The organism is Paraburkholderia sp. GAS42 (assembly GCF_050436565.1).
In the GTDB taxonomy this organism is placed as follows: domain Bacteria; phylum Pseudomonadota; class Gammaproteobacteria; order Burkholderiales; family Burkholderiaceae; genus Paraburkholderia.
The window spans coordinates 181,859-207,915 of record NZ_JBNDML010000015.1 but is presented as its reverse complement, the minus strand read 5'-3'; the positions used below and the strand labels follow the sequence as shown (position 1 = coordinate 207,915).

The 26,057-nt window shown below is 60.9% G+C and carries 22 protein-coding genes; 9 read left to right on the top strand and 13 right to left on the bottom strand.

Annotation, left to right across the window (positions count from 1 at the left end):
• Window positions 1-210 precede the first annotated feature (210 nt).
• The gene (locus P3T16_RS22520; protein WP_429343920.1) at window positions 211-648 is read right to left on the bottom strand and encodes a RidA family protein; all 438 of its coding nucleotides are present in this window, start codon (window positions 646-648) and stop codon (window positions 211-213) included.
• A gap of 229 nt (window positions 649-877) precedes the next feature.
• A complete protein-coding gene (locus P3T16_RS22515; RefSeq protein WP_429343919.1) occupies window positions 878-1,153 on the bottom strand; it encodes a hypothetical protein in 276 nt (91 codons plus the stop codon).
• 348 nt (window positions 1,154-1,501) lie between these two features.
• Here P3T16_RS22515 and P3T16_RS22510 point away from each other — a divergent pair, with 348 nt between their 5' ends.
• Entirely contained in the window at window positions 1,502-2,647 is a 1,146-nt protein-coding gene (locus P3T16_RS22510) for a DegT/DnrJ/EryC1/StrS family aminotransferase (RefSeq protein ID WP_429343918.1), read from the top strand.
• A 212-nt stretch (window positions 2,648-2,859) separates the two neighbouring features.
• Here the strand turns inward: P3T16_RS22510 and P3T16_RS22505 are convergent, their stop codons facing one another.
• The 4 genes from P3T16_RS22505 to P3T16_RS22490 all read right to left on the bottom strand — a co-directional run bounded on the left by P3T16_RS22505 (window position 2,860) and on the right by P3T16_RS22490 (window position 5,101).
• The gene (locus P3T16_RS22505) at window positions 2,860-3,177 is read right to left on the bottom strand and encodes a hypothetical protein (RefSeq protein ID WP_429257320.1); all 318 of its coding nucleotides are present in this window, start codon (window positions 3,175-3,177) and stop codon (window positions 2,860-2,862) included.
• 392 nt (window positions 3,178-3,569) lie between these two features.
• Entirely contained in the window at window positions 3,570-3,734 is a 165-nt protein-coding gene (locus P3T16_RS22500; protein WP_429257321.1) for an FmdB family zinc ribbon protein, read from the bottom strand.
• A 140-nt stretch (window positions 3,735-3,874) separates the two neighbouring features.
• The gene (locus P3T16_RS22495) at window positions 3,875-4,159 is read right to left on the bottom strand and encodes a hypothetical protein (protein ID WP_429257322.1); all 285 of its coding nucleotides are present in this window, start codon (window positions 4,157-4,159) and stop codon (window positions 3,875-3,877) included.
• Between the two features lie 306 nt (window positions 4,160-4,465).
• Entirely contained in the window at window positions 4,466-5,101 is a 636-nt protein-coding gene (locus P3T16_RS22490; RefSeq protein WP_429343917.1) for a 2OG-Fe(II) oxygenase family protein, read from the bottom strand.
• A 371-nt stretch (window positions 5,102-5,472) separates the two neighbouring features.
• Here P3T16_RS22490 and P3T16_RS22485 point away from each other — a divergent pair, with 371 nt between their 5' ends.
• The 3 genes from P3T16_RS22485 (at window position 5,473) to P3T16_RS22475 (ending at window position 8,599) form a co-directional block, all read left to right on the top strand.
• The gene (locus tag P3T16_RS22485) at window positions 5,473-6,057 is read left to right on the top strand and encodes a universal stress protein (RefSeq protein ID WP_429257324.1); all 585 of its coding nucleotides are present in this window, start codon (window positions 5,473-5,475) and stop codon (window positions 6,055-6,057) included.
• A gap of 209 nt (window positions 6,058-6,266) precedes the next feature.
• Window positions 6,267-8,327: a carbon starvation CstA family protein gene (locus P3T16_RS22480; RefSeq protein ID WP_429343916.1), complete on the top strand. Its 2,061-nt coding sequence runs from the start codon at window positions 6,267-6,269 to the stop codon at window positions 8,325-8,327.
• Window positions 8,328-8,329: 2 nt separating this feature from the next.
• A complete protein-coding gene (locus tag P3T16_RS22475) occupies window positions 8,330-8,599 on the top strand; it encodes a YbdD/YjiX family protein (RefSeq protein WP_429343915.1) in 270 nt (89 codons plus the stop codon).
• A gap of 102 nt (window positions 8,600-8,701) precedes the next feature.
• On the opposite strand, the gene P3T16_RS22470 is transcribed toward P3T16_RS22475, so the two are convergent.
• The gene (locus tag P3T16_RS22470) at window positions 8,702-11,443 is read right to left on the bottom strand and encodes a UPF0182 family protein (protein WP_429343914.1); all 2,742 of its coding nucleotides are present in this window, start codon (window positions 11,441-11,443) and stop codon (window positions 8,702-8,704) included.
• Between the two features lie 305 nt (window positions 11,444-11,748).
• Here P3T16_RS22470 and P3T16_RS22465 point away from each other — a divergent pair, with 305 nt between their 5' ends.
• On the top strand, window positions 11,749-12,663 hold the full coding sequence (locus P3T16_RS22465; RefSeq protein ID WP_429343913.1) for an ATP adenylyltransferase family protein: 915 nt from the start codon (window positions 11,749-11,751) through the stop codon (window positions 12,661-12,663).
• 170 nt (window positions 12,664-12,833) lie between these two features.
• On the opposite strand, the gene P3T16_RS22460 is transcribed toward P3T16_RS22465, so the two are convergent.
• The 3 genes from P3T16_RS22460 to P3T16_RS22450 form a co-directional block, all read right to left on the bottom strand.
• Window positions 12,834-14,063, bottom strand: coding sequence for a multidrug effflux MFS transporter (locus P3T16_RS22460; RefSeq protein WP_429343912.1), 1,230 nt, complete (start codon window positions 14,061-14,063; stop codon window positions 12,834-12,836).
• A complete protein-coding gene (locus P3T16_RS22455; RefSeq protein ID WP_429343911.1) occupies window positions 14,053-15,057 on the bottom strand; it encodes an aldo/keto reductase in 1,005 nt (334 codons plus the stop codon). The genes P3T16_RS22460 and P3T16_RS22455 overlap by 11 nt, the downstream gene beginning before the upstream one ends.
• A 62-nt stretch (window positions 15,058-15,119) precedes the next feature.
• The gene (locus tag P3T16_RS22450; protein ID WP_429343910.1) at window positions 15,120-15,446 is read right to left on the bottom strand and encodes a carboxymuconolactone decarboxylase family protein; all 327 of its coding nucleotides are present in this window, start codon (window positions 15,444-15,446) and stop codon (window positions 15,120-15,122) included.
• A gap of 150 nt (window positions 15,447-15,596) precedes the next feature.
• Here P3T16_RS22450 and P3T16_RS22445 point away from each other — a divergent pair, with 150 nt between their 5' ends.
• The 4 genes from P3T16_RS22445 to P3T16_RS22430 all read left to right on the top strand — a co-directional run bounded on the left by P3T16_RS22445 (window position 15,597) and on the right by P3T16_RS22430 (window position 23,209).
• Complete coding sequence (locus P3T16_RS22445) at window positions 15,597-16,490, top strand: LysR family transcriptional regulator (RefSeq protein ID WP_429343909.1); 894 nt, start codon at window positions 15,597-15,599, stop codon at window positions 16,488-16,490.
• A gap of 333 nt (window positions 16,491-16,823) precedes the next feature.
• Window positions 16,824-17,618 carry a substrate-binding periplasmic protein gene (locus P3T16_RS22440; protein ID WP_429343929.1) on the top strand — a complete coding sequence of 265 codons (795 nt, stop codon included), beginning with the start codon at window positions 16,824-16,826 and terminating at the stop codon, window positions 17,616-17,618.
• Window positions 17,615-20,773: a bifunctional diguanylate cyclase/phosphodiesterase gene (locus P3T16_RS22435; protein ID WP_429343908.1), complete on the top strand. Its 3,159-nt coding sequence runs from the start codon at window positions 17,615-17,617 to the stop codon at window positions 20,771-20,773. The genes P3T16_RS22440 and P3T16_RS22435 overlap by 4 nt, the downstream gene beginning before the upstream one ends.
• A gap of 600 nt (window positions 20,774-21,373) precedes the next feature.
• Window positions 21,374-23,209 (top strand): hypothetical protein, encoded by a 1,836-nt coding sequence (locus P3T16_RS22430; RefSeq protein ID WP_429343907.1) that lies wholly within the window; start codon window positions 21,374-21,376, stop codon window positions 23,207-23,209.
• 105 nt (window positions 23,210-23,314) lie between these two features.
• On the opposite strand, the gene P3T16_RS22425 is transcribed toward P3T16_RS22430, so the two are convergent.
• From P3T16_RS22425 to P3T16_RS22415, 3 genes are all read right to left on the bottom strand, one after another.
• Window positions 23,315-23,575 carry a hypothetical protein gene (locus P3T16_RS22425; RefSeq protein WP_429343906.1) on the bottom strand — a complete coding sequence of 87 codons (261 nt, stop codon included), beginning with the start codon at window positions 23,573-23,575 and terminating at the stop codon, window positions 23,315-23,317.
• A gap of 92 nt (window positions 23,576-23,667) precedes the next feature.
• Window positions 23,668-25,227, bottom strand: a complete 1,560-nt coding sequence (locus P3T16_RS22420) for an intermembrane transport protein PqiB (RefSeq protein ID WP_429343905.1) — start codon at window positions 25,225-25,227, stop codon at window positions 23,668-23,670.
• 20 nt (window positions 25,228-25,247) lie between these two features.
• A complete protein-coding gene (locus P3T16_RS22415; RefSeq protein WP_429343904.1) occupies window positions 25,248-25,910 on the bottom strand; it encodes a DUF3313 domain-containing protein in 663 nt (220 codons plus the stop codon).
• Between the last annotated feature and the right edge of the window lie 147 nt (window positions 25,911-26,057).

Below are 26,057 nucleotides of genomic sequence, written 5' to 3'. Positions count from 1 at the left end.
GAGAGATATCTCCAAAACGACGCCGGATAGATTTAGGCAAGCCAACCGCAAAGTCAAAAGTCAGCGTTGCAAAAACGGGGGTGACCATAGATTCCTGTTTGAGAAAGTCCACGCAGACGCGCACCTAAGGCTTACGCGGATGACGGTTTAGGGTCGTACAGCGTTGGCCACGTCAGGCATGAACCGGCCAGGACCGGTCGCCCAAGGAGGTCATTTACGTAGCGCCTGGTCGCCCCGCTCGGGGTGGCGAAACCGCGAGCGAGGAATTTCAGCGATCGCCGCGATCTCGATCATCAGTTCAGGTCGGTATAGACGTTCGACCTGGACGGTCGTTGTGACTGGATATGGCTCGGCAAAAAATTCTTGTCGGATGTCTCCAGTGGTCATGAAGGCCTCAATGTCCGTTGCATAGTGAACCACCGAAATCACATCCGCCATTTGCCCACCCATCGGTGCCAGAACGTCACGAACATTCTCCAGAACCTTGCGCACCTGCGCCCTCATGTCGTTTTGCCCGACGACTTGCCCGTGCCGATCGAGTGACACCTGCCCCTTCAGGTGAACGACCTGACCATCGCCCTGGATGACGGCCATCGAGAATGCGCCGAACGGCGACCAGACATCGGGCGGGTTCACTGCATTTACCATTACCGAACTCCTGTGGCCAGTTGTCCGTGGGAATTATGCATTACCTAAGATGCGGGCGTCGATTAGCCGCTATGGAGACAGTCGAGAGACTGCTTCGGGTTGCAGGCCAGCAATGGAGATTGGCGACTGGTGGGCAGGTTTTCGATCGCACCGGACTGCGCTGCGGTTCGTGATGCCCTGGCGAAGGGGACGTTTCAGCTCGTTGAGCCGCGACTGCGAGACATTCAGGTCAATGGCGGCTTTTGAATGCGGATTCAACCGGTGGATGCAACACACCGGAGATCGCGCGAGCAGGAGGCGTGTTGCAGATGAGCTTGCGGGATTGCTCATAGGCGTGGTCGTCAGTGTTCCAGTACACGCGCCGGTCGTATTCACCGCAATCGAAGCGGTGCCGGTTGCGCGCAGCGCGCGGTGATTGCCGGCGAGCGCGTAAACGTTTCCATCGCCGGCCTGCAGGCTGATTTGCGCCGAAATTCGCCACCGCGCGCTTCACGACCAGAAACACGTCGTCACCGCTAGAGCGAAGCGTCCCTGGAAGTAACGGCTGCATCCAGGGACGCAGCCGGAGGCACAAACATCGGTGCTGCAACTGCGTCGCGGGCACGAAGACATAACCGGCGCGGAATGCCTGCGCGCGGCTGAAGCGTTGCAGACTGCTTCTAAGTTGGGAACCGTACATTACTGATGTCGAGTGCCGACTAGATTGATGTTGCCCGATTGCTGGCAGCGTGTTGCAAAACGCGCGGCATGACCGGCCGGGATCGACAATCATCTATCCGGGAAAGTGGTCATTACGCGGAATTCGTAATTCACCATCCATTCGGATACCTGAGAAATGCGAGGAGAAAGACGGATGCGCATCAATGTCACAAAGCCTTTCCTTCCCGCCATCGATGAGTATGTTGAATTAGTCGAAGACATTTTCACTCGGGGATGGCTGACAAACAACGGACCTTTCGTCAACCTGCTGGAAACGAAACTCAAGGACTATCTCAAGGTGGGCAGCCTCTGCTACGTATCGAACGGCACGACTGCACTGCAACTGGCGATTCGCGCATTGAATCTGTCCGGCGAAATCATCACCACGCCGTTCAGCTTTGTGGCGACGACATCGAGCATCGTGTGGGAACGCTGCCGCCCGGTAATGGCTGACATTGATCCAGACACGCTCAATATCGATCCCGAGCAGATTCGCCGCGCTATTACGCGGAACACCAGCGCCATTCTCGCGACACATGTCTTCGGCAACCCCTGCGATGTGTACGCGATCGAGGACATCGCGCGTGAATATGACCTCAAGGTAATCTACGACGCCGCGCATGCATTCGGCACATCAATCAACGGCGAATCGATCTTCTCCTGGGGTGACATCACTGCGACAAGTTTTCACTCGACCAAACTGTTTCACACCGTCGAAGGCGGAGCCGTTATCGCTCGCAATCCGCGCGTGCACGAGACGCTGATGGCGATACGCAGCTTTGGCCAGGTCGGCGATGAGTTCGTTTGCGTCGGCACCAATGCGAAGAATTCGGAATTCCATGCCGCGATGGGTATTGCGAACCTGCAGCATATCGAAGAAATTCTGGCGAACCGCAAGGCGCTTTCCGACCGGTACGATGAAATGCTCGACGGCGCATATGTGCGCCGGCCGCTGATCTGCGTACCCTGCACCCGCAACCACGCCTATTACCCGCTCATTTTCCAGAGCGAGACAGCGCTGAAGCGGGTGCTCGAAGCCTTGCACCGGGAGGACGTTTTCCCGCGACGCTACTTCTATCCGTCGCTATCGTCGCTGCGCTACGTCGGCGCACAATACACGCCTGTCAGCGAAGACATCGCACGCCGGGTTCTCGCGCTGCCGCTCTATTTCGGGCTTGAGACCGCGGATGTGGATATGATTGCCCGTATCGTCGCGCGCGATTCTGGCCCTCCCAGCTTGCATCGGTCAGAGAGGTGCCCTCCACGACAATCTCACCTTTTGAATATGGCGACTTTATGAAAACAGGAACTTTCGCGATTGGCATTCGTTAGATGGAAAGCCACTGCGTTTCCATCTAACCGAAAAATTGTGACCGACCAGACAAAGTCTCGTCCGTGAGGACACCGACTGCGGAACTGGTTAGCGGAGCCGCAATCGATCTGTTCCAGACAGGGTCATCACGATACGGACGTTGGGTGTATTCGAGATCAATCGCGAGCGTCGACGGGGATTCAACGCCTGGGCCCTTTCATACTCTCCGTTTCCATCGCGGCATTCCGCTCTTCGCTGGCCTCAATAGGCTCCATAGTCTCGTCGATTGAGGCTGTCGCGCGCTCTGTGGCGGCCTTCGTTTCGTCCGCGGTGGCATCGGATTCATCGACGTCGTCACCTGGCGGCTCCAGCATGTCTCTAAGCATGGCCTCCAGCTCCGGGGTGTCCCACGGCGCGCCATGCTGCTTTTTCTTCTTTATGTAGTGCCTGATTTCTGCGTCCTGCTCCGGAGTCAAGGGAAGACCACGAAAGGTGCTTTGAGGGGTAGCGTCGACCATGGCGGTGCTCCGGGAATTTCTCGTTTTGAGTGTAGCGCGTTTGGTCGAAGAGCCTCAACTATCGGTCTATGCATCGGCCTATATAACGGCACGATGCCGGTGCAAATTGCGCCGGGTCATGAAGGACGGCAGGAACTACGAAAAAACGGTTAAAGCGGTTTGCGATCGGGTCCGCGCCAAAGCTGCAGGCTGGTTGTCTCCGGCTGCAACCGGACAGGACTCGACGAAGGCCTGGTGCTCAGGTTTACCGATGGGGCCAGCAGCTACGACTACTCCAGACGCTGTGCATGCGTGTTCCCGGAGCCATGACGGGTCGCGACGACCCGGACGCACGAGCCGACCTCGTCCCCGGTGATCGCCCGAAACGAAAAATCGAACTGATGTCGCAGATCTCAGCTTTTTCTCGACGTCTTTGCGACAAATTGCGTGGGTGTGTGCTGAACCTTCTCGCTCCCGCACTTCGGACAACGCGGATGTGCGGTTTGATGTTCAGCGAGATGTTCGGCGTGTTCGAACAACTCGCCGCAGACTTCACAACGGTACTGGTAAGTCGGCATGACAACTCCTCCAAAGCAAATCCCGCACGTGCTCGCCAGATACGCCCTCGACGCCCGGCACTGTATTTATTCTAGTGCAGGAATTGCAGGCGTCTGCGCTCGCCCGGCACTCATCAAGCAGGCGACATGGGTCGCCTGCGCTAGCCCTGGCGGAATGTTTTCAGCTCTTTCGGCGGACGCTTGCCGTCGATGATCGCCTTCGCTTCCGCAATCGCTGCATTCAGAGCCCAGTCTTCCTGACGATATCCCTCCTCCTCGAGGCATTGGACGGGGATTTGCATGGGTTGCTCTGTATCAAATTCGCGCGGTATAAGCACGAAACCGTTGAATCCGAATATCTGCAAGTGCCCGTCCCCGACGCCCTGTTTCGCGAGCGTTCGAACCAGGTACTTAAATCCGTTGTACGTGTTCTCAGCGTGGGCCATGTCAATCTCCATCATCATTCAGGAAGACTCGCAGCATGAACATCGACACGAACAGGCTGCGTGAGATTGCCGAGCGCACGACGCCGGGGATCGTGGAAACGGTGGACTGGCGATAACGCCAGGCGCCTCAATGCGGGGCAGCCCCGACGGCGGCGTGCTGCATATTGCCATGGTACGCCTGGACTATGCCGACGTCGCCTGCGGCGCTGCCGACGTGGACGGTCGTGGCCCCGTTCGATCAGGTCGAAAGGCTTCTGTTTGAGAATGCGTAACTGTCGGCGCTTTTCAGCACGGCCCGGCTGGCACCTAATCCTGGCCCCATAGCGGCGGGCTCATGGTCGTGTCGTAGGCGGTGAACATGATGTTGAAACTCACACTGATGCGTGGGCGGGCGCTCGTGTTCGCTGACACCGAATGGGGCAGCCAGGCGGGAAACACGAGCAGGGTGCCGTCATTGACCGCCACCACCACCTGGTCGGTGTTGTACGCCGTCAATTCGGTGACCGGCGGACGAATGATCGCACTCTGAGGTCGCGGATCGTGGAAATTGATCGTGTCTGCGCCTGCCTGCGTTTGCAGATAGTAGACGCCGCTCAGGAAATTGTTGGGATGGCTGTGCGTGGCGTGTGCCGCACCCGGGCCCAGCACGTTGACCCAGCAACCCGTGATGCAGAACGGGGCCTCGGGTACCTTCAGAAACGCGAGCACGTCGGCCGCGGCTGCGTTGATGCAGGTGACCAGCTCAGAAAAATCGGGCGTCTGATGCTGTTTGTGTCCGGATTGCCAGGTCGCGCCTGTGCGAGTTCCGCGACCAGCGCGCATCAAGGTTTCGACATACGCCAGCAGATCCCGGTTAAGTGGTTCGTAGCACACCGGTTCGAGGCGGCTCTGCCACACGAAGGTTGGGAACAGACGTACGACGTCCGGAGTTGGGGGCTGCATGGCCGTTTGCGCGCTGCGCTGACAGAGGAACACACATCTGTACTATAGCCGCGAAGGCAGCATGCGGACGGCGTCTGGACACTGCGTGCGGCACGCGACGCGACGCGCGTTCCAGGCCCGTCCGTACTTGTGGCGGAGCACGCCCGCAATTCCAGCGACAGATGCGCCTCCCGGTTCGGCAAGCGGCCGATTCGTCAGGCGTGCCTGATCGTGGGTGGCGGACGGCTGGCGGGCGCAGGCGCACTCCTTCTGTCTGAATGTCTATACTGTAATTTATGTGTAAGAGTTCGCCTTGTTTCAGTACTGTCTGACTCAAGCGGCTGCCCGAACACGAGGTCAAGGCGAATGGGCATGGTCGTGGGGAGACACATATGTTCAAGCATCTGTTGGTGCCGACCGACGGGTCGGTACTCTCCGAGGCAGCCATCCAGATGGCCGTGGCGCTCGCCCGGGAAAGCAAAGCCAGAGTGACGGGGCTTCACGTCATGCCCGAATACCATGTCTTCGCATACGGAACCGAAATGCTCGCCGACACCGAAGAGCAATACACGCGGGCCGCCCAGCAGCATGCGGACTACTATCTCCAGGTCATCGCGAAAGCGGCCCGGCAGGCAGGTGTCGAATGTGATATGGTCGCCACGGTCCGCGCTCACCCCTACGAGGCGATCATTGGAACTGCGAAACAGCGAGGCTGTGATCTCATTGTCATGGCATCCCACGGCCGGGGCGGCGTACGCGCGCTGCTGATCGGCAGCGAGACCCAGAAAGTGCTCACGCACAGCCAGATTCCGGTCCTCGTCGTCAGGCAATCGGCACAGACGGGCACGGGGCGTCACGCGGAATCGGGCGAATTTTCGAGTACGTCGAAGCATTCGCCGACGCAAACGTTCATCGTCGCCCGCGCGGCGCCGGCTCTCCGACCGGCGCGCGTCTCGCGCGGGTCGTCCGAACGATGACCACCCGGCGCCTGCGACGAAACCCGCGAGGAAGTACAGCTGGGAACTGCGCCTTGTGATGCCTCGGGGGTGGGTGTAGCCTGTTTTTCGTTGGTACCCGGCCCGCCAGGAAGTGGCCCGCTGCCAGGCGGTGCAATGGTGGCGAACTGCCGGTACTGACGTTGCGCAGGATGATTTCTGCGCACGTTGTTCTCGAGCGCGGAGGGGCCATGAACAAGCTTGTGTCCATTCTCCTGTGGGGCGTGCTGGCCGCTGCCGGCGCTCTCGCCTTCGCCAGGCTCGCACTCGGACGCGGTGAGAGTGTCAATGCCGTGTGGCTCGTGACTGCGGCTCTCATCGTTTATTTCATCGCTTACCGCTTCTACAGCAAGTTCATTGCCGAGCGCGTCTTGCGACTCGACGACACACGCCAGACCCCGGCCGAGCGCCACGACGACGGCATGGACTATGTGCCGACCAACAGGTGGGTGCTGTTCGGCCATCATTTCGCCGCCATCGCCGGCGCGGGTCCGCTGGTCGGTCCGGTGCTGGCAGCGCAGATGGGCTACCTGCCCGGCACGCTGTGGATACTCGCAGGTGTTGTGGTGGCCGGTGCGGTGCAGGATTTCATCGTGCTTTTCGCGTCGGTGCGTCGGGACGGCAAATCCCTTGGCGAAATGATCAAGATGGAACTGGGCCCGGTTCCGGGTTCGCTGGCGCTCGTCGGCGTGCTCGCAATCATGATCATCATTCTTGCGGTCCTGAGCCTGGTGGTGGTCAAGGCGCTCACGGCCAGCCCGTGGGGCCTGTTCACCATCGCGGCGACGATACCGATCGCGCTGCTGATGGGCGTCTACATGCGCTTCATCCGTCCGGGGCGCGTCGGCGAAGCCTCCCTGTTCGGTGTCGTGCTTTTACTCGTTTCGATCGTACTCGGGAAGGCGATAGCCAACGATCCCACCTGGGGACCGGCCTTTACCCTGACCGGTCCGCAACTGGCCTGGGCCCTCATTCTGTACGGCGCCATCGCCTCCAGCCTGCCGGTGTGGCTGATGCTCGCGCCGCGCGACTACCTGAGTACGTTCCTGAAAATCGGCACGATCGTGGCTCTCGCAGTCGGCATTTACGTCGTCGCACCAACCCTTTCGATGCCACAGACCACACGCTTTATCGACGGTACCGGGCCGGTCTTCTCCGGCACACTGTTCCCGTTTCTGTTCATCACAATCGCCTGCGGTGCGGTGTCAGGTTTTCATGCGCTGATTTCTTCCGGTACCACGCCGAAGATGATCGAGCGCGAGTCGCATATGCGTCTGATCGGCTTCGGCGGCATGCTTGCCGAATCGTTCGTCGCGGTCATGGCGCTGACGGCAGCCTGCGTCCTGCATCCGGGCATCTACTTCGCCATGAACGCGCCGGCGGCGGTCATCGGCACCACCGCCGTACAGGCGGCGCAAGTCGTGTCCGGCTGGGGATTCACCATCACGCCGGATATGATCAGCCAGACGGCCGTGAACATCGGCGAAACCAGCATCCTGTCGCGCGCCGGCGGCGCCCCGACGCTCGCCGTCGGCATGGCGCAGATTCTCGGCCAGGCTCTCGGCGGCCAGGCCATGGAGGCCTTCTGGTATCACTTCGCCATCCTGTTCGAGGCGCTGTTTATCCTGACGGCCGTAGACGCCGGCACGCGGGTCGGCCGCTTCATGATCCAGGACATGCTAGGCCATGTCTACCGGCCGCTCGGCAACACACAGTTCCTGCCCGCGAACCTGCTGGGCACCGGCCTCTGCGTCGCTGCCTGGGGCTACTTTCTCTATCAGGGCGTGGTCGACCCGCTCGGTGGCATCAACACCCTCTGGCAGCTTTTCGGCGTGGGCAACCAGATGCTCGCTGGCATCGCGCTGCTGCTCTGCACCAGCGTGCTGGTGAAGATGAAACGGGAGCGCTACATCTGGGTGACGTTGGTGCCGACAGCGTGGCTCCTGATTACCACGCTCACTGCTGGCATCCAGAAGATATTCCACAGCGATCCGCGCATCGGCTTCCTTGCGCTGGCGAACAGGTTCAGTGACGCCGCCGCGCAGGGGACCGTACTCGCTCCCGCCAGATCGCTTGCGGAAATGCAGCGGGTGGCCTTCAACAACTATCTGGATGCGGTTGTCTGCGGCTTCTTTGTCGTGCTGGTGCTGGCGATGTGCGTCTTCGCAGTCAGGATCTGCTTGCAGGCGCTGCGGCAGGCGCAGCCCACCGTCAACGAGACGCCTGCAGTTGCGCGCGCTCAGGGGACCTGATCATGAAAACGATCTTCAATGGGAAACTCGCGGCGGTGCCGGTTCGCGCCACGAACGCCGAGCCCGGCGGCAACGCGCTGGGGACACGGCTATCGGAACTTGCGCGCACCATGCGTGGGGTCTGCGCGCAGATGTTCGGCATCCCGGACTATGAACGCTATATCTGGCACATGGCCTCGCATCACCCGTGCGATCCGGTGCTATCGCGACGCGAGTTCTTCATTCGGTCCATCGACCGGAAATACTGTGGCAATGGGCCGAGGTGTTGTTAACCTGGCTGCGAGGATGACACCACTTCATGCCCCGAACGAGGTGGCGCGAGGGAGGGCGCGACCGGTTCGGCGGAAAAGCGCGACCGCGGGGCGGGTGGCTCTTTAAGGACGACCCGCACCGAGTGCCTCGAGCAGCGGCCGGAGTGCATCGAGTTCCGAGCCGAAACCGGTCCAGTCGCCCGCCTTCAGCCGCTCAATGGCACGGTTGTAGTGGGCAAGTGCCTCACGGGCGCGCGCGTCCGCCGTGCCGCGGACCGGCGATGCCACTGGGGCGTTCTCCTTGAAGAGCGCCGCCAGGGCTTCGCCCAGGGTTTCCTCCATGACCACACGGTCGCCGTAGGCGGCGATCACCCGCTTCAGTTCAGGCAGCTGACCGGACGCCGCGCGCAGGTAGAGCGGGGAGACGTAGAGGATCGAGTCCTCGATCGGCACGACCACAAGATGGCCACGGATGACGCGCGAGCCCATCTGGTTCCACAGCGAGATCTGCTGCGAGATCTCAGTATTCTGCTGGATGCGCGCCTCGATCTGGAACGGTCCATAGACCAGCTTGTCCTTAGGGAAGGTGTAGACGACAAGCTTGCCGTACCCGGGTGGATCGCAGCGCGCCGCCAGCCAGGCGATCATGTTTTCGCGCTGGCTAGGCACCATCGGCAGCATGAGGACGAACTCGGCGCGAGGCTCCCCAGGCAGCCGCATGATCATGTAGTAAGGCGTCATCGGCGTGGGTGAATTTCCACTATCGATGCCGGCCAGTTCCCGCGGAAACTGCCAGAGATCCTCGCGGTTGTAGAAGACTTCCGGCGCATCCATGTGATAGGCGCGGTAGAGTTGCGCCTGGATCAGGAACAGATCTTCAGGGTAGCGGATATGCTGCTGCAGGTCTTGTGGCATCGCTTCCAACGGCTTGAACAGCCCCGGGAAGATGCGCTGGTAGGTCCGCAGGATCGGATCGTCAGGATCGCTGACGTAAAAGTCGACCGTGCCGTTGTACGCATCGACCACCACCTTGACCGCGTTGCGGATGTAATTGGCGCCGTCGCCGATAGCGGGTTGGGCGTAAGGGAACCATTGGCTGGTGGTATAGGCATCCTGCATCCAGAAAAGGCGCCCGTTGCTCGCGACGATATATGGATCATGGTCGAGGCTAAGGAACGGGGCGATCGTGTGCACCCGGTCCTGAATATTGCGGTGGAGCAGGATCCGGCTCTCGTCCGTGATGTAGCCGGTCAGCAGGATGTTGGGATCGTCGAACTGCCAGGCGAAGAGACTACGTTGCACCGTGCTGCCGATGGCGACGCCGTCGCGTCCGCTGTACGTGGAGTAGACGTTATCCTTGCCCTTGGGGTAGTCGAAATCGGGCACGCTGCCCTTCACGATGACGTAGCCCTGACCGCTTTCGCCGAAATAGAGGCGCGGTTCGCGGATGGCCGGGCCGCCGCGGGTGACGGGCGGAATATCCTGCAGATAGAGGGAAGGTAAGCCTTCGGTGGATTTCTCGGTGACCGGCGACATCACGACGCCGTTGCCGTGGGTGAACAGGAGATGCAGGTTCACCCAGGTCTGGGCGTTGGGCGAAAGCATCGCCGGCTCCAGTTCGCGCGCCGACAGCATCACCTGCCTGTAACCGGCGTCAAGCCGGTAGCGGTCGATGTCCACAGAGAGGAATTTGTAGTAGGTCCTGATCTCCTGCAACTGCGCGTAGGTATCCATCAACGGCTGGACATCCCACAGGCGGATGTTGTCGATGGTCGCGCGATTCGCCTGCAGCGAGGCGAGATTCAGGCCTTGTCCGGCGGCAAACGGTTTGACCTCGATCTTCGCGAGGCCGTAGGCCTGTCGGGTCAGCGCGATATTGTGCCCGATGTAGGGCGCCTCCAGCTGCAGCTCGCTTGGCTTGACATAGAAGCGCTGGAACAGCGCCGGATAGATCAGGCCGAACACAAACGAACTGCCGAACACCAGGATCGCGAGGGCGGCAGGAAGTCGATAGCCCCGCCGGCGCAAATTGGCCCACAAGACGACGGCTGAAGCAGCGGCAACGCCAACGAGCATCCACAGGACCGGCAGCTGGACGTGGACATCGGTATAGCCGGCGCCGACCACGACGCCGTTGTCGCCGTAGAGCAGCAGAAAGCGGTCGAGCCACCAGGACCAGCCCTTCAGCAGAAAGAGCAAGCCGAGCAGTGCCGAGCCATGAGCGGCGGCGGCGGGCGAGAGCCCCCGCGGCGGCTGCTCGAGCACGATGTCGCCGCGCACCGCGTAGACCACACCCGCCACGATCGCGCTGCAGAACAGCAGTTGCAGCAGCCAGTTCTTGAGCGCGATCCAGGCGGGCAGGGAGAAGAGATAGAAGCCGATGTCTTGGCCGAAGACCGGATCGCGCTCGCCGAAGGGCACCTGATGAAGGAAGCGAAGCGCCATGTCCCAGTTCGAGATTTCGCCGACGGCGATGAGCAGCCCCAGGAGGACCGCGACGCCGGCGATGGCGGTGCGCCAGGGAATGCGCGCCGCGATCTGGTCGGGCAGGGCGCTTACGACCTCCGTCGGACCTGAAGAACGGGCTGCTTGCACTTGCCAGGTGCTGAGGCTCCTTGCGTAACGATGTGCCAGGAACCCCGACGCCCATATCGTGCCCGCCGAGGCAGCGAACACCGCGACAAACAGCAGCGCCCTGGCGGAAAGGACCGTCCAGAAAACGTCGACGTAGCCGATCGAGGAGAACCACAGCCAGTCGACCAGGACGCCAGTGATGCGCCCGATAACACTCAGGCCGGCGACGACGATCACCGCCATGATTGCATAGCGTCTCAGGCGCACGCGGGACCTCACTTGCGACCGCATCGATCCTCCTTTGCTGGTTCGTCACACAGGGCCAGCTTCGACGAGACCATTGTGCGCCGCTAATCGGCGAGGAGCGTGGAGGAACGCACACAGCTTCCGTCAGGACCAGCATCGCCGGCGCCCCGCGGAGTGTATAAAGAAAGCTGCGACGCTGCAGGAAAGCACAACCCGCGTTTCACGGTGTCGGGGCAATAACGTTGTGCGCCGCAACGAAGCCGCAGCGCGCTGAATCGACTGGCATCCGGCGCTGGCTTATGGGCTTACGGGCCTGGCTAAAGAGCAGCATCCACTTGTGCGCCAAAGCAATGAACGGCTCCCTCCAATCCGGAACCTTGTGGCCCGCTGTCCTGCGCCAAACGGCGCATGCGCTGAATGGTGGCGCACTGCGCCCGATCGCGACGATCCGCACGACGATCGAAGACGGCGGCGTGCGTTTCCTTATCCGCCAGGTATCGAGTCTCGCCCGCAAGGACGAGGACCAGCAAATGCGCAAGGCCAGGGCGGCAGACAGTTGCGCGGCTAATCCTTTCCTTCCCTACGACCCGGACCTCTTTGTCGCCGATATCTCGGACACCCACATTGTCCTGCTCAACAAGTTCAACGTGATCGACCATCATCTCCTTATCGTCACGCGCCGCTTTGAGCTGCAGGAAGCCTTGCTCAATCCGGCGGACTTTGGCGCGCTGTTCAGCTGCATGGCTCAATTCGATGGGCTTGGTTTCTACAATGGCGGCCCGGCCGCCGGCGCGAGTCAGCGCCACAAGCATCTGCAGATCGTACCGTTGCCGCTCGACGAAGCAGACCGGCAGCTACCGATCGAGCCGCTTCTTGCGGCTGCACGCATGGACGGACCCATTGGCACGGTACCCGGCCTGGCTTTTGCGCACGCATTTGCCCGGTTGGAACCGCTGTTGGCAACGCGTCCGCTGGAGATGGCGCGCAGTGCATTCGACCGCTACCTCGCCTTACTCGATGCAGCTGGTTTGCGCGCAATCGATGTGAACGGTGAACCGCAGCAGTCGGCGCCGTATAACCTGCTTGTCACCAGCCGATGGATGCTGCTCGTGCCGAGGTCCGCGGAGCGCGCGGAGGGCGTCGCGGTCAATGCGTTGGGGTTTGCGGGATCTCTCTTTGTTCGGGACGAGATCCAGATGGGAACGATCAGGAAGCTCGGCCCGATGACAGTGTTGCAGCGAGTCACGAGGCCGGCTTCGGTGTAGGTCCGCTATCCGGCCGTAGAAGGCAACAGAACATCCCCCGGGCCGCTATGCGCGCAGCGGTCTCAAGCCCGCGCGATAGCGGTCCTGTCACTGCCCGTCGGGTGTGCAACTTCAGTGATAGCTTGCGTTTCTGCAAAGGCGGGCCGACTCAAGTGGGACACGTGGTTTACTCAGCCCGCAGCGGTTGCCTCGGTGCGTGTGACGGAGGCAGCCGGCACGAGAAACAATGCGCAAAGCAGGCTGCCGGTGCCCATCAGCGCGATGATGCAACCCATCGGCCACGGCGTGCCGTCGGCGAAGATGCCGACGAGCGCCGAGCCCGTGATGCCGGTGCCGTACTGGATCGCACCGACCAGCGCTGACACGGCGCCCGCCCGTTCAGGGAAGCTGCCGAGCGCACCGGCAATCGAGTTGGCGACAATAAACCCTGCCGCGGAGACAAACAGAAAGAGCGGTATCACCAGGCCCATCAATTTGCCCCAGCCCGTCCATGCATCGAGCGCAAGCAGGATGCCCGCGACTGCCGCACCGAGAGCGCCCGCCAGCATCAGCCTGTCGCCGCCGAGCCGAATCACAAGCCTCGAATTGATCTGGTTCGCGAGCATGATGCCGACGATGCCGACACCGAAAAGCACGCCGTAGAACTGCGGCGATACATGGTGAAAGGTGATGTAGGCGAACGGCGTGCCAGCGATATACGCATAGATGCCGCCATAGAAAAAACCACCAGCGCCCGCGTAGCCGAGCAACCGGCGATGCCGGAGCAGTTCGGCGTAGCCGGCCATCGCGCGCCAGAGCGGTTCGCGGCTGCGCCGCTCCGGCGGCAAGGTTTCAGGCAGTGCGCAAAGTGCCGCGAGCGTCGCCAGCCCGACGCCCACCAGCGTCCAGAAAATGGCGCGCCACGATGCCACATGGAGGATCAGTCCGCCCAGGCTCGGTCCCAACAGCGGCGCGATGGCCATCACCGTCATCAGGGTCGACATCATCTGGGCCGCGCGGTGGCCCGTGTACAGATCGCGCACCATCGCACGGGCAAGCACGACGCTCGCGCAGGCGCCCACGGCCTGCAGCGCGCGCCAGCCGACCAGCATTGCGGCGTTCGTCGACAACGCGCAGCCGGCCGAACCGATGACGAAAAGGACAAGCCCGATGGCGATCGGCAAGCGGCGGCCGTGTCGATCGCCTGTTGGGCCCCACAGAAGCTGACCCAGGCTGAAGCCGATCAGATACCCGGAGATCGTGAACTCGATGGTGCCGGCGTCGGCGTGTAGCGCCGCAGCCATGGTGGGCAGAGCGGGCAGGTACAGGTCCGTCGAAATCGACGCAAAGGCCATCAAGGTGCTCAGGATCGCGAGGATCCGCAGGCTGTGCCCGGCAGCGGCTTGCCTTTCAGGCGACACGTCGGCCTTCAATCGGATAGCCGGGATCGGTATAGCCCGGCGTTGACGCGTGTCCCGGCGAAACGAGGCTGTTGACGAGCGCTTCATCCTCCGCGCCGAGCGACAGGTTCAGCGCTTCGACATAGCGGTCCCATTGTGCTTCGGTGCGCGGACCCGCGATGGTCGCGCTCACCAGCCGGTTTTTGAGTACCCATGCGAGCGCGAAGGCGATCGAAGTCGTCCCACGCTTCGCTGCATGATCTGCGATCGTCTGCGCGATCCGGAGCGATTCCGGGCGCCACTCGGTCTGCTGGATCCGCCTGTCGCCGCGACCTGCGCGCGAATCGGCCGGTGGCGGCGCATCCACGGCATACTTGCCGCTCAGGACGCCACGCGCGAGCGGGCTATACGAGACCACGCCAAGACCGTAGTGCGCCGCCGCCGGCAACTGCTCAATCTCCGCTGTCCGGTCGACGATGTTGTAGAGCGGTTCGCTCGCGACCGGCCGGTCGATACCAAGCTGATCGGCCAGACGCGCGATTTCGGCGATGCGCCAGCCATGGAAATTGGACACGCCGAAGTAGCGGATCTTGCCCTGACGAACCAGATCGCCGATGGCTCGCACGCCTTCTTCCAGCGGTGCATCCGTGAGCGCCCGGTGGAAGTACAGGATGTCGATGTAGTCGGTGCGCAGACGCTTCAGGCTCGCTTCGACAGACTGGATGATCCACTTGCGCGACTGTCCCTGTTCGTTCGGTCCCTGCGCCGTCGGATAGCCGAACTTCGTAGCCACGACCCAGCTGTCTCGCCGGTCCGCAATCGCGCGGCCCACGATTTCTTCCGAACGACCAGCGTGATACACGTCGGCCGTGTCGATGAAATTGATACCCTGGTCGTACGCCTTGTCGATGATGCGCTTCGAGGTTGCCTCGTCAGTCTCGCCGCCGAACATCATCGCGCCCAGACACAAGGGCGAAACCTTGAGGGCGCTGCGGCCCAGATACCGATAGTCCATTCTGTATGCTCCATTCAGGCTGCGCCTGCGACAGAAAATGCCGAAAAAGTCGAGCCAGCCTGTTAAGCCTCGCGGTCGTCGAAGACGCGCCGGGCAATTGAAACAGCCGTGTTTGCTGTCGGCCAGCCCGCGTAAAAAGCAAGGTGAGTGATCAACTCGATCAACTCGTCGCGAGTGACGCCGTTGTCCAGCGCATTGCCGATGTGAAACGGAAGTTCGTTGGTGCGGTAAAGGGCGACGAGGCTTGCGACAGTGATCAGGCTGCGATCACGTGGAGACAGGCCCGGTCGCTGCCAGACGTCGCCGAACAGAACCTTGTCGGTGTAATCCGCGAGCGCCGGCGCGATGTCGCCGAACGCCTTGCGTGCTGCGGTGGGCTCATCAGCCATGAAGTCATCTCCAGCTCAGGTTTGCGGCGCGACCCGTCGCGCGAATGTCTTGCGCCCATGTGGGTTCGATCTACAGCCGCAAATTTACTGGCTGCGGTAGCATGTGACTAGAGGGTGGAATCGGCAAACCCATATGAGCGAGATTCATGAATGGCGCGCGAAAACCTTAACGATCTGCTGGCATTCGTCGCCGTGGCGCGCGAACAGAGCTTTACCCGGGCAGCAGCGAAACTTGGGGTGTCACAATCGGCGCTGAGCCACACCATCCGTGGGCTCGAATCAAGGTTAGGGCTGCGGCTGCTGACGCGGACGACGCGCAGCGTCTCGCCCACGCCGGCAGGCGAGCGTCTGCTGGCGACGGTGGGGCCACGGTTCGACGAGATCGACGAAGAACTGGCGGCATTGAGCGAGCTTCGGGATAAACCCGCCGGCACCATCCGCATCACGACAGACGAACACGCGGCGGCTACCATCCTTCAGCCGAAGCTGGCGCAGCTTCTGCCCGACTATCCGGACATCAAGATCGAAATCGTCATCGACTTTGGACTGACCGATATCGTCGCGCAGCGGTTTGACGTTGGCGTACGGCTTGGCGATCAGGTGGCCAAAGACATGATCGCCGTACGCATCGCGCCGGACATGCGCATGGCGGTGGTGGGTGCGCCGTCCTGTTTCGCGAATCGAGCGCGGCCGAAAACGCCTCATGACCTGACCGGGTACAACTGCATCAATCTTCGGCTACCGACCTATGGTGGCCTGTATGCCTGGGAATTCAAAAAGGCGGGTCATGAAGTGAAGGTGCGTGTCGACGGCCAGTTAGTGTTTAACGGAACCAACCAGATGCTCAATGCGGCGCTGGCTGGCTGCGGCCTTGCGTACATTCCGGAAGATCTGGCGCAACCGTATATTGCCGATGGACGACTCAAGCCGGTTCTTAAGGATTGGTGCCCAGTTTTTCCAGGTTATCACCTGTATTACCCGAGTCGCCGTCAGTCTTCACGAGCCCTGGCTGTGCTGATTGATGCGCTGCGCTACAGGTCTTAGCGTGCCGATGCGCGATCCGGCCGTATCCGTCTGCCGCCGTCACTCCGTTTCGCTGTCGTCGCTGTCGTTGGAGTCGGCATGGGTGGTCAACGTGCATCGGGAAAAAAGATGCAGGCAACGCTCAAGAATGGCGAAGTTTTGCCGATAATGCGTGCGGAGGCTTTGTGGGCGAAATTCCCGAGCGCTCGTCGCATGTGCCGGGAAGACGTCGCGTTGAGAAAGCGTACAAAAAGACCTGACCGGCCAGGAAAAAGACCGGCTGGACATGCCGTCGGGTCGCGGTTGCGGTTGCGGATGAGAATTCAAAATGCGAAGTACCGCTGCGGAGGCGCTGTGATTCGAAACTGGCTTGGCGGTGTGCTAATTGCGGTGTGTGGGGTGAGTAGTGCCTTCGCGGGCGGACCGGACTGTTCCCGGCCGTTTACGCTCGGATTGCACGACCATGGTCTGCTCTATTCGCTTGATACGGATAGCGGCATCGACAAGGACTTTGCGGAAGAGTTGATTCGACGTAGTGGTTGCCAGATCAAGGTCAGCCTGATGTCGCGCGCACGTATCTGGAAGTTGATCGAATCAGGTGCACTCGATTTCAGTCTTTCGGGAATCGCCACTGAGGAGCGTAATCAATATGCATCGTTCGCGTGGTACTTCAGCAACAAATACTATTTGCTTGTGCGCAAAGACGCGGGCATCCATGGCGTCGCGGATTTTGAGGGTGATGGGCGCTCCCAGCTCGGCGTGATCCGCAGTTTCCGCTACAGCGATTCGGCCAATGCGCTGGTCGACAAATTGACTTCAGAGAACCGTATCAGCCTGGCGGGCGGCCTGGAGCCGCTCTACCAGGCGCTCATTCTTCGTCGCATACAGGGCATGATTATTGAGCCCTTCGATTACCCCGCCCTGGACGAGAAGAAGATTCGCGAAGTAACGACGATTCTCGAGTTCAACGATCCCTCCGTGCCGCACGGTCTGATCATGTCAAAGAAAGCGCTCCCGGATGCCGAGCGGGCGAAGTGGAAGGCGCTGGTGGACGAAATGCGTGCTGATGGAACGGTGCGCCGCATCTTCGAAAAGTACTTCAAGCCTGACCTGGCCGAATCCATGGTCAACTTCCAGGCATCGCCATGAGGTGGCGCTCCGTCCTGCTCCCACTACTGGTTCTTGCTACGTCGCTTTGCCTGACGTGGATAGTATGGGATCACGAGCGGCAGGCTACCCGAAAAGAACTGCGCACCCAGTTTGAATATTCAATGGGTGACGCCGTCAGCCGTGTCGAACAGCGGATGGCCACGTATGAGCTGATGTTGCGAGGCGTGCAGAGCCTGTTCGCCGCGACTGGAACGATTGACCGCGACAAGTTCCGGCGCTACGTGGGCGCGCTCAATCTCGACGTAAACTTTTCCGGGGTCCACGCCGTTGGTGTCGTCGAGTGGGTGCCGGCGGCAGACAAAGAGTCCCACATAGCGGAAATGCGCCAGGGCGGAATAGCGGGATACACGATACAGCCCGACGGGCGGCGCGAGGACTATGCGCCCGTCATTCAGCGCGAGCCCTATGTTGGCCGCACGCGTAGTTCGCCCGGCTTCGACACCTGGGACGATCCGGTGCGGCGACTTGCCATGGAGCGGGCCCGTGATTCCGGCATGGCAGCCGTCTCGGGAAAGGTTCGCCTTTCGATCGACATGGAAACGGACCGCCCGCCCGGTTTCATCATGTACCTTCCCATCTACACGCCCGGTGTCACGCTGGATAACGTAGCGCAGCGTCGGGCGCACATCACCGGTTGGGTTTATGCGTCGTTCCGCATGCACGACGTGATCGCCAGTCTTTACGGTGAACAGCCAGCCGGCATCTCGCTGGCTATTTACGATGGCGTAGAACCATCGGAGGCAGCGCTCCTGCATCGCACTTCAGATGCAAACAGCGGGAATTTGCCCACGCTCATTTCCGCAAGCGAATATCTGGTTGTCGACGGACACGACTGGACGTTGTCGATGACCGCTTCCGACGAGTTCCGGTCACGACTGGGTCGTAATGCTGAGGCGCTGATTGCGGTCGCGGGTACGGGGCTGAGTTTCCTGCTGACGCTTCTGACCTGGCTCATGATGACAGGGCGGGGCCGCGCGATGCGACTGGCCTCGGCAATGACACAGGAATTGCGTGAAAACGAAGAAAAATTTCGCGCCATTGCAGACTGCACGGTGAATCTGGAAATATGGTGGGGGCCGGACGGGAAGCCGCGCTGGATCAATCCGTCCGTTGAGCACTACACCGGCTACACGGTCGACGAATGTATGGCGATGCCCGACTTCGCACGCACGCTGATCCATCCGGAGGACATGTCGCGCGTTGCGCCGGAGTTTCAGAAGGGGCTGCAGGGCTTTCGCGGCGACGACCTTGAATGCCGCTGGGTGCGCAAGGATGGTTCGCTCGTCTGGCTGTCAGTCTCCTGGGTCCCGATCAGTAACGCGAGGGGCGACTTCATCGGTTTTCGGACGAGTGGCCGCGATATCACGGAGCGCAAGCAGATTGAAGCTGAGCTTCGCATCGCCGCCGTTGCTTTCGATTCGCAGGAAGCGATGATGGTCACCGACGCGGAGAGCACGATTCTGCGCGTGAACTCGGCTTTCACCGAGTGCACCGGATATGCACCGGAAGAAGTCGTGGGGCGAACGCCGCGCCTGCTAAGGTCAGACCTCCATGATGTCCATTTCTTCCGCGAGATGTGGGAGACCATCCGCCGCGTCGGTGGTTGGCAGGGTGAGATCTGGGGGCGTCGAAAGAGCGGCGAGATCTATCCCAAGTGGCTGACCATCTCGGCGGTGACCGGTGAAGACGGTGCTGTTACGCACTACGTCGGTACGCACCACGACATCACTGAGCGTAAGAAGACGGAAGAGAAGATCCGGGAACTTGCCTTCTATGACACGCTTACCCGCCTGCCCAATCGGGCGCTGCTGCTCGATCGCCTGAGGCAGTCAATGGCGTCCAGCGGCCGGAAGAAGGTCTGCGGCGCGCTCATGTTTATCGATCTCGACCATTTCAAGACGCTAAACGATACGTTAGGTCATGACAAAGGCGATCTGCTCCTGCGGCAGGTTGCCTATCGCCTGTCGAGCAGTGTCAGTGAGGGCGATACGGTCGCCCGCGTCGGCGGTGACGAGTTCGTTGTCGTGCTGGGGAACCTGAGTCTGGACAAGGCGAAAGCGACCGCGGAGACCGAGGTGGTGGGAGGACGGATCCTCGCCGTTCTTGGCAGCACCTACCAGCTCAACGGCGTCCAGTTTCGCAGTACCGCCAGCATTGGCGTCACTGTATTCGATGGCGAGCAGACTTCCACGGACGAGCTTTTCAAGCAGGCCGATCTCGCCATGTATAAATCCAAGGAGCGCGGCCGCAATGCAATGTGCTTCTTCGACCCTGCGATGCAGACGGTTGTCCTGAAACGAGCCGAACTTGAGGTGGGTCTGCGCAATGCCATTGAGGAGAATCGCTTCGTGCTCCACTACCAGGCGCAGGTCATTGACGGCGACTTCATAACAGGCGCTGAAGCGCTGGTGCGCTGGGAGCATCCTGTGCGCGGCATGATACCTCCGGCCGAATTCATCCCGCTCGCGGAGGAGACGGGGCTCATCCTCGAGATAGGACAAGGGGTACTGCAGTCCGCGTGTACCCAGCTCGCCGCGTGGGCGGCGCGGCCATCGATGGCGCATCTTTCGATAGCAGTGAACGTAAGCGCCCGGCAATTTCGTGAGCCAGACTTTGTAGACAGTGTGATGACGGTCATCAATCGAACGGGGGCGAGGGCAGACAGGCTGAAGCTGGAACTGACCGAGAGTGTTCTCGTCGAGAACGTCGAGGACATTATCGAAAAGATGAGCGCCCTTAGAGCGCGAGGCGTGACTTTTGCGCTGGACGATTTCGGGATTGGATACTCATCGCTGTCGTACCTGAAGCGGTTGCCGCTGGACCAGCTGAAAATTGACCGATCGTTTGTGCGCGACATTCTGGTCGACCCCAACGATGCCGACATCGCCAGAACCATTGTGGCGCTTGCCCGAAGTTTCGATCTGGGCGTGATTGCCGAGGGCGTCGAGACTGACGCGCAAAGGGATTTTCTGGCGGTAGCAGGATGCCACGCCTACCAGGGTTTCCTGTTTTGCAAACCGCTTCCAATCGAGGGCTTCGAGCGGTTTGTCAGCAGATTCGGCCCCCGGGATCAGGCGAGAAGCCGGTCCGGCAGAAGGGGCGAGAGAAACGTCGATTCAGGCACGATGACCTGATCGGTCGACACGCGCATCCGCCCGATATGGGCGAACTTGCGTGACGTAACGATCGAAAGTCTGCCGCATCTCGCCGCCCTGGGCATGCGGCAGGCTTTTGCTATTTCGCTAACAGTCAAGAGCAGAACGCGTGCCCGATAACGATGGGCTGGCCTGTTCGCGCCCCCATGTACTGCACTCCCACACATGGAAAGCGGGCGATAACAGTGAATTCGCAGTTACATTATGTTTCATTTTCTAGCGCATTTCGTATTAATTGTTTTACACATTTCAGGTGAGGAAATTTCTCCTCTCTATGCTTCCTTTTCCAGCATAGCTCAAAACTATTGTATCCATTATTTTGTCTTATAAATCAATATAGTACGACTATATTTAAACATCAGACAAGTAAATATGCCCGAAAGAACATGTATTTCGCAGAGGTATTTCTGTCGCGGCTGCTTTTGCTAATTTCCTGTGAATTATTTATTCGGTAATAAATTGGCGCCGCCTGCCCATATACTCCGCCCCGTTCGGTAATTTTGGGGGGCAGTGGAGATGAGCAGGGCAGTAAAAGAAGCAAACGTTGTCGCAGTGGCGGCAGAAAGTGCAGTCCCCGCAGTGCGCGGTTCGACAGTCAATCCTGGCAATACGCTGGCAACCCGTCGCCGATTCCTGGCAGGTCTTTTCGCAGGCGCTGGTAGCCTGGCGCTCGCCGCTTGCGGCGGCGGAGGTGGCAGTGACCCCATCAGTGGCGGCGCCAGTGCAACGGCGAACGCGGCCAGGTCGCAACGTGCGCAGGCTGCGAGCCTGTCTGGCGAATCCGCTTCCGGCACGACCATACCGTCGGCCACCTCGATCACGGACGCTAACGGCGTCCAGTGGACCCTGTCCGGGGGTGCGGTGCTCCGCGCGGGCGTGAACTCGGGATGTCCGGTGCTGGTGTCGATGCTGCTGTACTACAACCACACGATCTATGGGTGGGACGCATCGGGCCTGTGGTACGTCTACCAGAACAATGCCTGGAACAAATCGCACGATCCGCGCGAGTCCGTTTCGGGCCTGACCATGCCGCCGGCCAGCGCAATGACCGACGCCAACGGCTCGGCGTGGTCGCTGTCGGGCGGTGCGGTACTGCGTGACGGCGCCCAGACGTATTGCCCGGTTCTCGTGTCGATGCTGCTGTACTGGAACCACGCCGTCTATGCGTGGGACGCGTCGGGGCTGTGGTACATCTACCAGAACAACGCCTGGCTGACATCGAACGATCCACGCGAATCGACGCAAGGCACAACGGTGCCGCCCGCGAAGGCGATTACCGATAACGCCAGCGCGGTATGGACGCTGAGCAACGGTGCGGTACTGCGTGCCGGCGCCCAGACCTGGTGCCCGGTTCTCGTGTCGATGCTGCTGTACTGGAACCACGCCGTCTACGCGTGGGACGCGTCGGGGCTGTGGTACGTCTACCAGAACAACGGCTGGGCCGCGACGTCGGATCCGCGTAACGCAGGGACTCCCGCCGCCGCCACCTCGCTGTTCTTCGGCATGAACGGTCACATGGCGTGGAACTCGACCGCCTACCAGACACTGACGCCCGCGCAGCAGGTCGCGATCCTCAAGGATCTCGGCGTCACCAACTATCGGGTCGACGTCGCGGATGCGGGCATGGCGCAAACCGTCCAGAAGGCGCTGACCGGCGCGTTCAAGGGTAGCGGCGTCTCGATCCTGCCGTGTATCAACCCGATGAACTACGACCAGACCGCGTCGGAATCCACGGCGTACAACTACGGCTACCAGCTGGCGGTGTCGATCATCACGCCGCTCAAGGGACTCGTGAGCCACGTCGAATGCGGCAACGAACTCGATGCGAACGGCCTGATCAGCAACGGCGCAGGCAATTCGCCGTCGAACTACAACACAGCCTATTGGCCTGCGTTCCGCGGCGTGCTTCGCGGCATGATCGACGGTGTGAAGTCGGTTGACTCGTCCATCAAGTGCGGCATTAACGTTGGCGTCCCGCTTGCCTACACGGCGCTGCAGATGTTGTGGAATGGCCAGTCGCCGAATGGCACGGCGACTGCGGTGTCGAATGCGACGCCGCTGCGCTGGGACATCACGATGTTCCACTGGTACGAAACGTCGGGCGACATCGTACGTGCGGGTTCGCAGGGGCTCACGAATGTGCTGCAGATTCTGCAAACATTCGGCCTGCCGATCTGGCTGACGGAGTGGGGCTACTACACGGGCGACACGCCGGCCGCCCAGGCGACTTACGTGGCCAACACGCTGAAGGAGTACTACTCGCTCCGCCAGACGTACAATCTGCAGTCGGTCATGATGTATCAGCTGATCGACACGCCGGGTGGCGATGTGTTCGGCGTGCTCGCAGCGGATGGCGTCACGAAGAAGACGTCGTACGCGGCGTACAAGAATTTCACCGCTGCAAATCCTGCCTGATCACTGATCTCCCCGATCGGTTACCGAACAACTCAGGCAGGCGCACGAGGGCGAACGGCAACGTTCGCCCTTTTGCGTTCCTGCACGCGTCTTGTCGCCGCGCCTTCATCTTTGTTGTGCTACGTAAGCCGTCGTCGATGGCAGATGATGCAGGGCTGGCATGATGCCAGCAAGAACCGCTGCGTAAGCGGCGGCTACACATAATCCGCCCGCTGTGCCCCAGATGTCGCGCGAGACGGCGCCATGACGCAATTGCACGGGGATGCCAACCGCGAGGTATCCGGTTACAAACGCCAGCAGCATTGCCGCGATCGGCGAAACGCCTGCCAGTGCGCTGATGCAGTTCCCGATCATTGACGCGAACATGTTCCTGGCTCCGGTTAGCGTGTTTTTCGCACGCGATTGATTGAACGAACTTGTGTGAGACAAAACGTGTCGGGCCACCGGTTTCACGGTCCTTAATCCCTTGCCTTGCCACCCAGCAACGACTCGGGATGCTGCTTGAGATAATCCGCAAGCTGGTTCAGCGTTTGCAGCGTCCGGTTCAGTTGTCTGAGCGCCTCGCGCACGTCAGCCTGTAGCGGGGCGTCCTGCTGCAACGTCGCCTGCGCGGTACTGAAAGTCTGTTGGGCCGCCTGCAGGGTGTCGCGGGCCTGCGGCACGAGTTCCGTGTTGAGTTCGTCGAACAGACTGACGGCGCTACGGAGTGTGTTGTTCAGGTTCGCGCCGATTTCGGCGAACGGCACCTGATCAAGCTTTTTCGCGATGTCCGCGATCTGCACCTGCAGTTCCTCGAGCGTATTCGGCACGGTCGGCAACTCTAGCGGCGTCCTGGTCATGTCGATGGCGACGGGGTGCGCGTTTGGGAACATGTCGAGCGCCACATAACGCTGGTTCGTCAGCAGGTTGCCGGTGCGCAACTGCCCGCGCAATCCGCGCGCGACGAGCTTGCGCAGCAGGGCCTTACCTTCCTCCGGGTCGCGGTGAGCAGCCGATTCGCGATAGCGCAAACCGAGCCGGTCCGGGAAGAGGCTCATCGTCACCGGCATCTTGAACTCACCGCGCTTCGGATCGTATTCGACGTCGATCGCGGTCACATAGCCGAGTTCAATGCCATGGAAGTCCACCGTCGCGCCGACCGACAGCCCGCGCAGCGACTGATCGAACTTCATGACGACCGGGGCCGCCGGGCCATCCGGTGCGCGCATCGCATCGGCCTCGTCGTCGGCAAGACTGAACGCGGCTCCGTCCTGAGCCGCTTCGCCCACGGACTGGTTCGGATGCGGCTGCTGGAAAGCGATGCCGCCCGCGAGGACTGTCGCAAGCGATTGGGTGTTGAGCCTGAAGCCACGCGAGTCGAGCTGCAGATCAACGCCGCTTGCATGCCACCAGCGTGATTTCAGATCAACGTACCGGTCGTAGGGAGCATCGACAAAGACATCGATGGTCACGCCATGGCCGTCCCGGTCAAGCGAAAACCCCATGACTTGCCCGACCTGTGCATGCCGGTAATAGACCGGTGAACCGATATCGATCGAACCGAGCGACGTGCCGTGCAGCACGTAGCGTCGCCCATTCCGGTTGCTGGTGACGATGGGCGGCGTCTCAAGACCGACAAACTGCGAACGCCGCTCGCGCGAACGACCCAGATCAACACCGATGTAGGCGCCCGACAGCACTGTTTCGAGTCCGGAGACGCCACTCGTGCCGATGCGCGGCCGCACGACCCAGAAGCGTGAGTCTTCCACGGCAAACTGTTTCGCGGTGTCCGTCAACTGCGTATCGACGAGTACTCGCGAATGATCGCGCGACAGGCGAATCGCCTTGACCGATCCGATATCGAGGTTTCTGTAACGGAGCTTCGTCTTGCCTGGCTCGAGTCCTTCGGCGCTCACGAAGCTGATCGTAACAGTCGGTCCGCGAGCGATAAGTGCCTCTACGGCAAGCGCGATGCAAATCAGCGCTGCGGCAAGCGGCACGAACCAGATCAACGAGGACGGCGTGCGTCGGCTGAACACGGCCGGCTCATCAACCCCGGCTAGTTCAGTTGCTCCGCGAGCGCGTCGGCACCTTTGTCGATACCGGTCTTCGCAGCACCGAGCGAGCCGAACGTCGCCCCAATATTCATCGCGTTCGGATACTGCTTCGTCACATAGGCTTGCAGAAGACGGTTGGTCGAAGCATCGTAGATTTCGACTGCGTAGGTGACGGAGCCGGTGAACGCGCCCTTGCCGCCGCGGACGGCCTGGACGCCGTTGTAGATACCGCCGGCGATATCGAATCGCGAAAAGGTCGAAATGACTGCGGTACTCGTCTCGGCGCCAGTGAGGGTCAACTTCAGGCGCAGCGTATCCGGGCCTGCCGCGTTTGCCATCTCGAACCGCTTGCCCAGTTTCTCGGTAAAGGTCGACTGCATGTACTTCGCAAGCGTCGTCTTGTCCGCATCGTGCATCTCGCCAAACTGATTGTCAGCGCCGCGGTAGACCGTCACCGGATCGATGATCAGTTTCCGGTAGCCGTACCAGTCCGCCTGGGTCGTGTAACGGTATGGAACCCGCGCAGCGTCGCCCCGCGAATTGGGCTTCAGGTACGCCGACGAGGCGATTCCCGAGTAAGCAACCGGCTGTTCACTCGCGCAGCCAGCCAGCGCTGCACATGCGATTGCGATCACGAGAAGGCGTACGTTGTCCGATTTTTTCATTCCAGGCTCCTTTAAAGTTTCCGCGAACGGGGCGCCCAGGCCAGATCGTGGCCTGCCCGTGATGCGAGAACGAAGCGTAGCACCGACAGTTTCGGATGTAAACCGGATGTACGGTTTGTTTTTGTGATGGTAACTTCACTGCGACGG

Bases quoted from the DNA above. Each gene is read 5' to 3' on its own strand.
- P3T16_RS22470 (WP_429343914.1), bottom strand. From the start codon at position 11,443: ATGCGGTCGCAAGTGAGGTCCCGCGTGCGCCTGAGACGCTATGCAATC.
- P3T16_RS22445 (WP_429343909.1), top strand. From the start codon at position 15,597: ATGGCGCGCGAAAACCTTAACGATCTGCTGGCATTCGTCGCCGTGGCG.
- P3T16_RS22465 (WP_429343913.1), top strand. From the start codon at position 11,749: ATGAACGGCTCCCTCCAATCCGGAACCTTGTGGCCCGCTGTCCTGCGC.
- P3T16_RS22475 (WP_429343915.1), top strand. From the start codon at position 8,330: ATGAAAACGATCTTCAATGGGAAACTCGCGGCGGTGCCGGTTCGCGCC.
- P3T16_RS22450 (WP_429343910.1), bottom strand. From the start codon at position 15,446: ATGGCTGATGAGCCCACCGCAGCACGCAAGGCGTTCGGCGACATCGCG.
- P3T16_RS22480 (WP_429343916.1), top strand. From the start codon at position 6,267: ATGAACAAGCTTGTGTCCATTCTCCTGTGGGGCGTGCTGGCCGCTGCC.
- P3T16_RS22495 (WP_429257322.1), bottom strand. From the start codon at position 4,159: ATGGCCCACGCTGAGAACACGTACAACGGATTTAAGTACCTGGTTCGA.
- P3T16_RS22485 (WP_429257324.1), top strand. From the start codon at position 5,473: ATGTTCAAGCATCTGTTGGTGCCGACCGACGGGTCGGTACTCTCCGAG.
- P3T16_RS22415 (WP_429343904.1), bottom strand. From the start codon at position 25,910: ATGAAAAAATCGGACAACGTACGCCTTCTCGTGATCGCAATCGCATGT.
- P3T16_RS22490 (WP_429343917.1), bottom strand. From the start codon at position 5,101: ATGCAGCCCCCAACTCCGGACGTCGTACGTCTGTTCCCAACCTTCGTG.
- P3T16_RS22505 (WP_429257320.1), bottom strand. From the start codon at position 3,177: ATGGTCGACGCTACCCCTCAAAGCACCTTTCGTGGTCTTCCCTTGACT.
- P3T16_RS22435 (WP_429343908.1), top strand. From the start codon at position 17,615: ATGAGGTGGCGCTCCGTCCTGCTCCCACTACTGGTTCTTGCTACGTCG.
- P3T16_RS22455 (WP_429343911.1), bottom strand. From the start codon at position 15,057: ATGGACTATCGGTATCTGGGCCGCAGCGCCCTCAAGGTTTCGCCCTTG.
- P3T16_RS22425 (WP_429343906.1), bottom strand. From the start codon at position 23,575: ATGTTCGCGTCAATGATCGGGAACTGCATCAGCGCACTGGCAGGCGTT.
- P3T16_RS22520 (WP_429343920.1), bottom strand. From the start codon at position 648: ATGGTAAATGCAGTGAACCCGCCCGATGTCTGGTCGCCGTTCGGCGCA.
- P3T16_RS22510 (WP_429343918.1), top strand. From the start codon at position 1,502: ATGCGCATCAATGTCACAAAGCCTTTCCTTCCCGCCATCGATGAGTAT.
- P3T16_RS22500 (WP_429257321.1), bottom strand. From the start codon at position 3,734: ATGCCGACTTACCAGTACCGTTGTGAAGTCTGCGGCGAGTTGTTCGAA.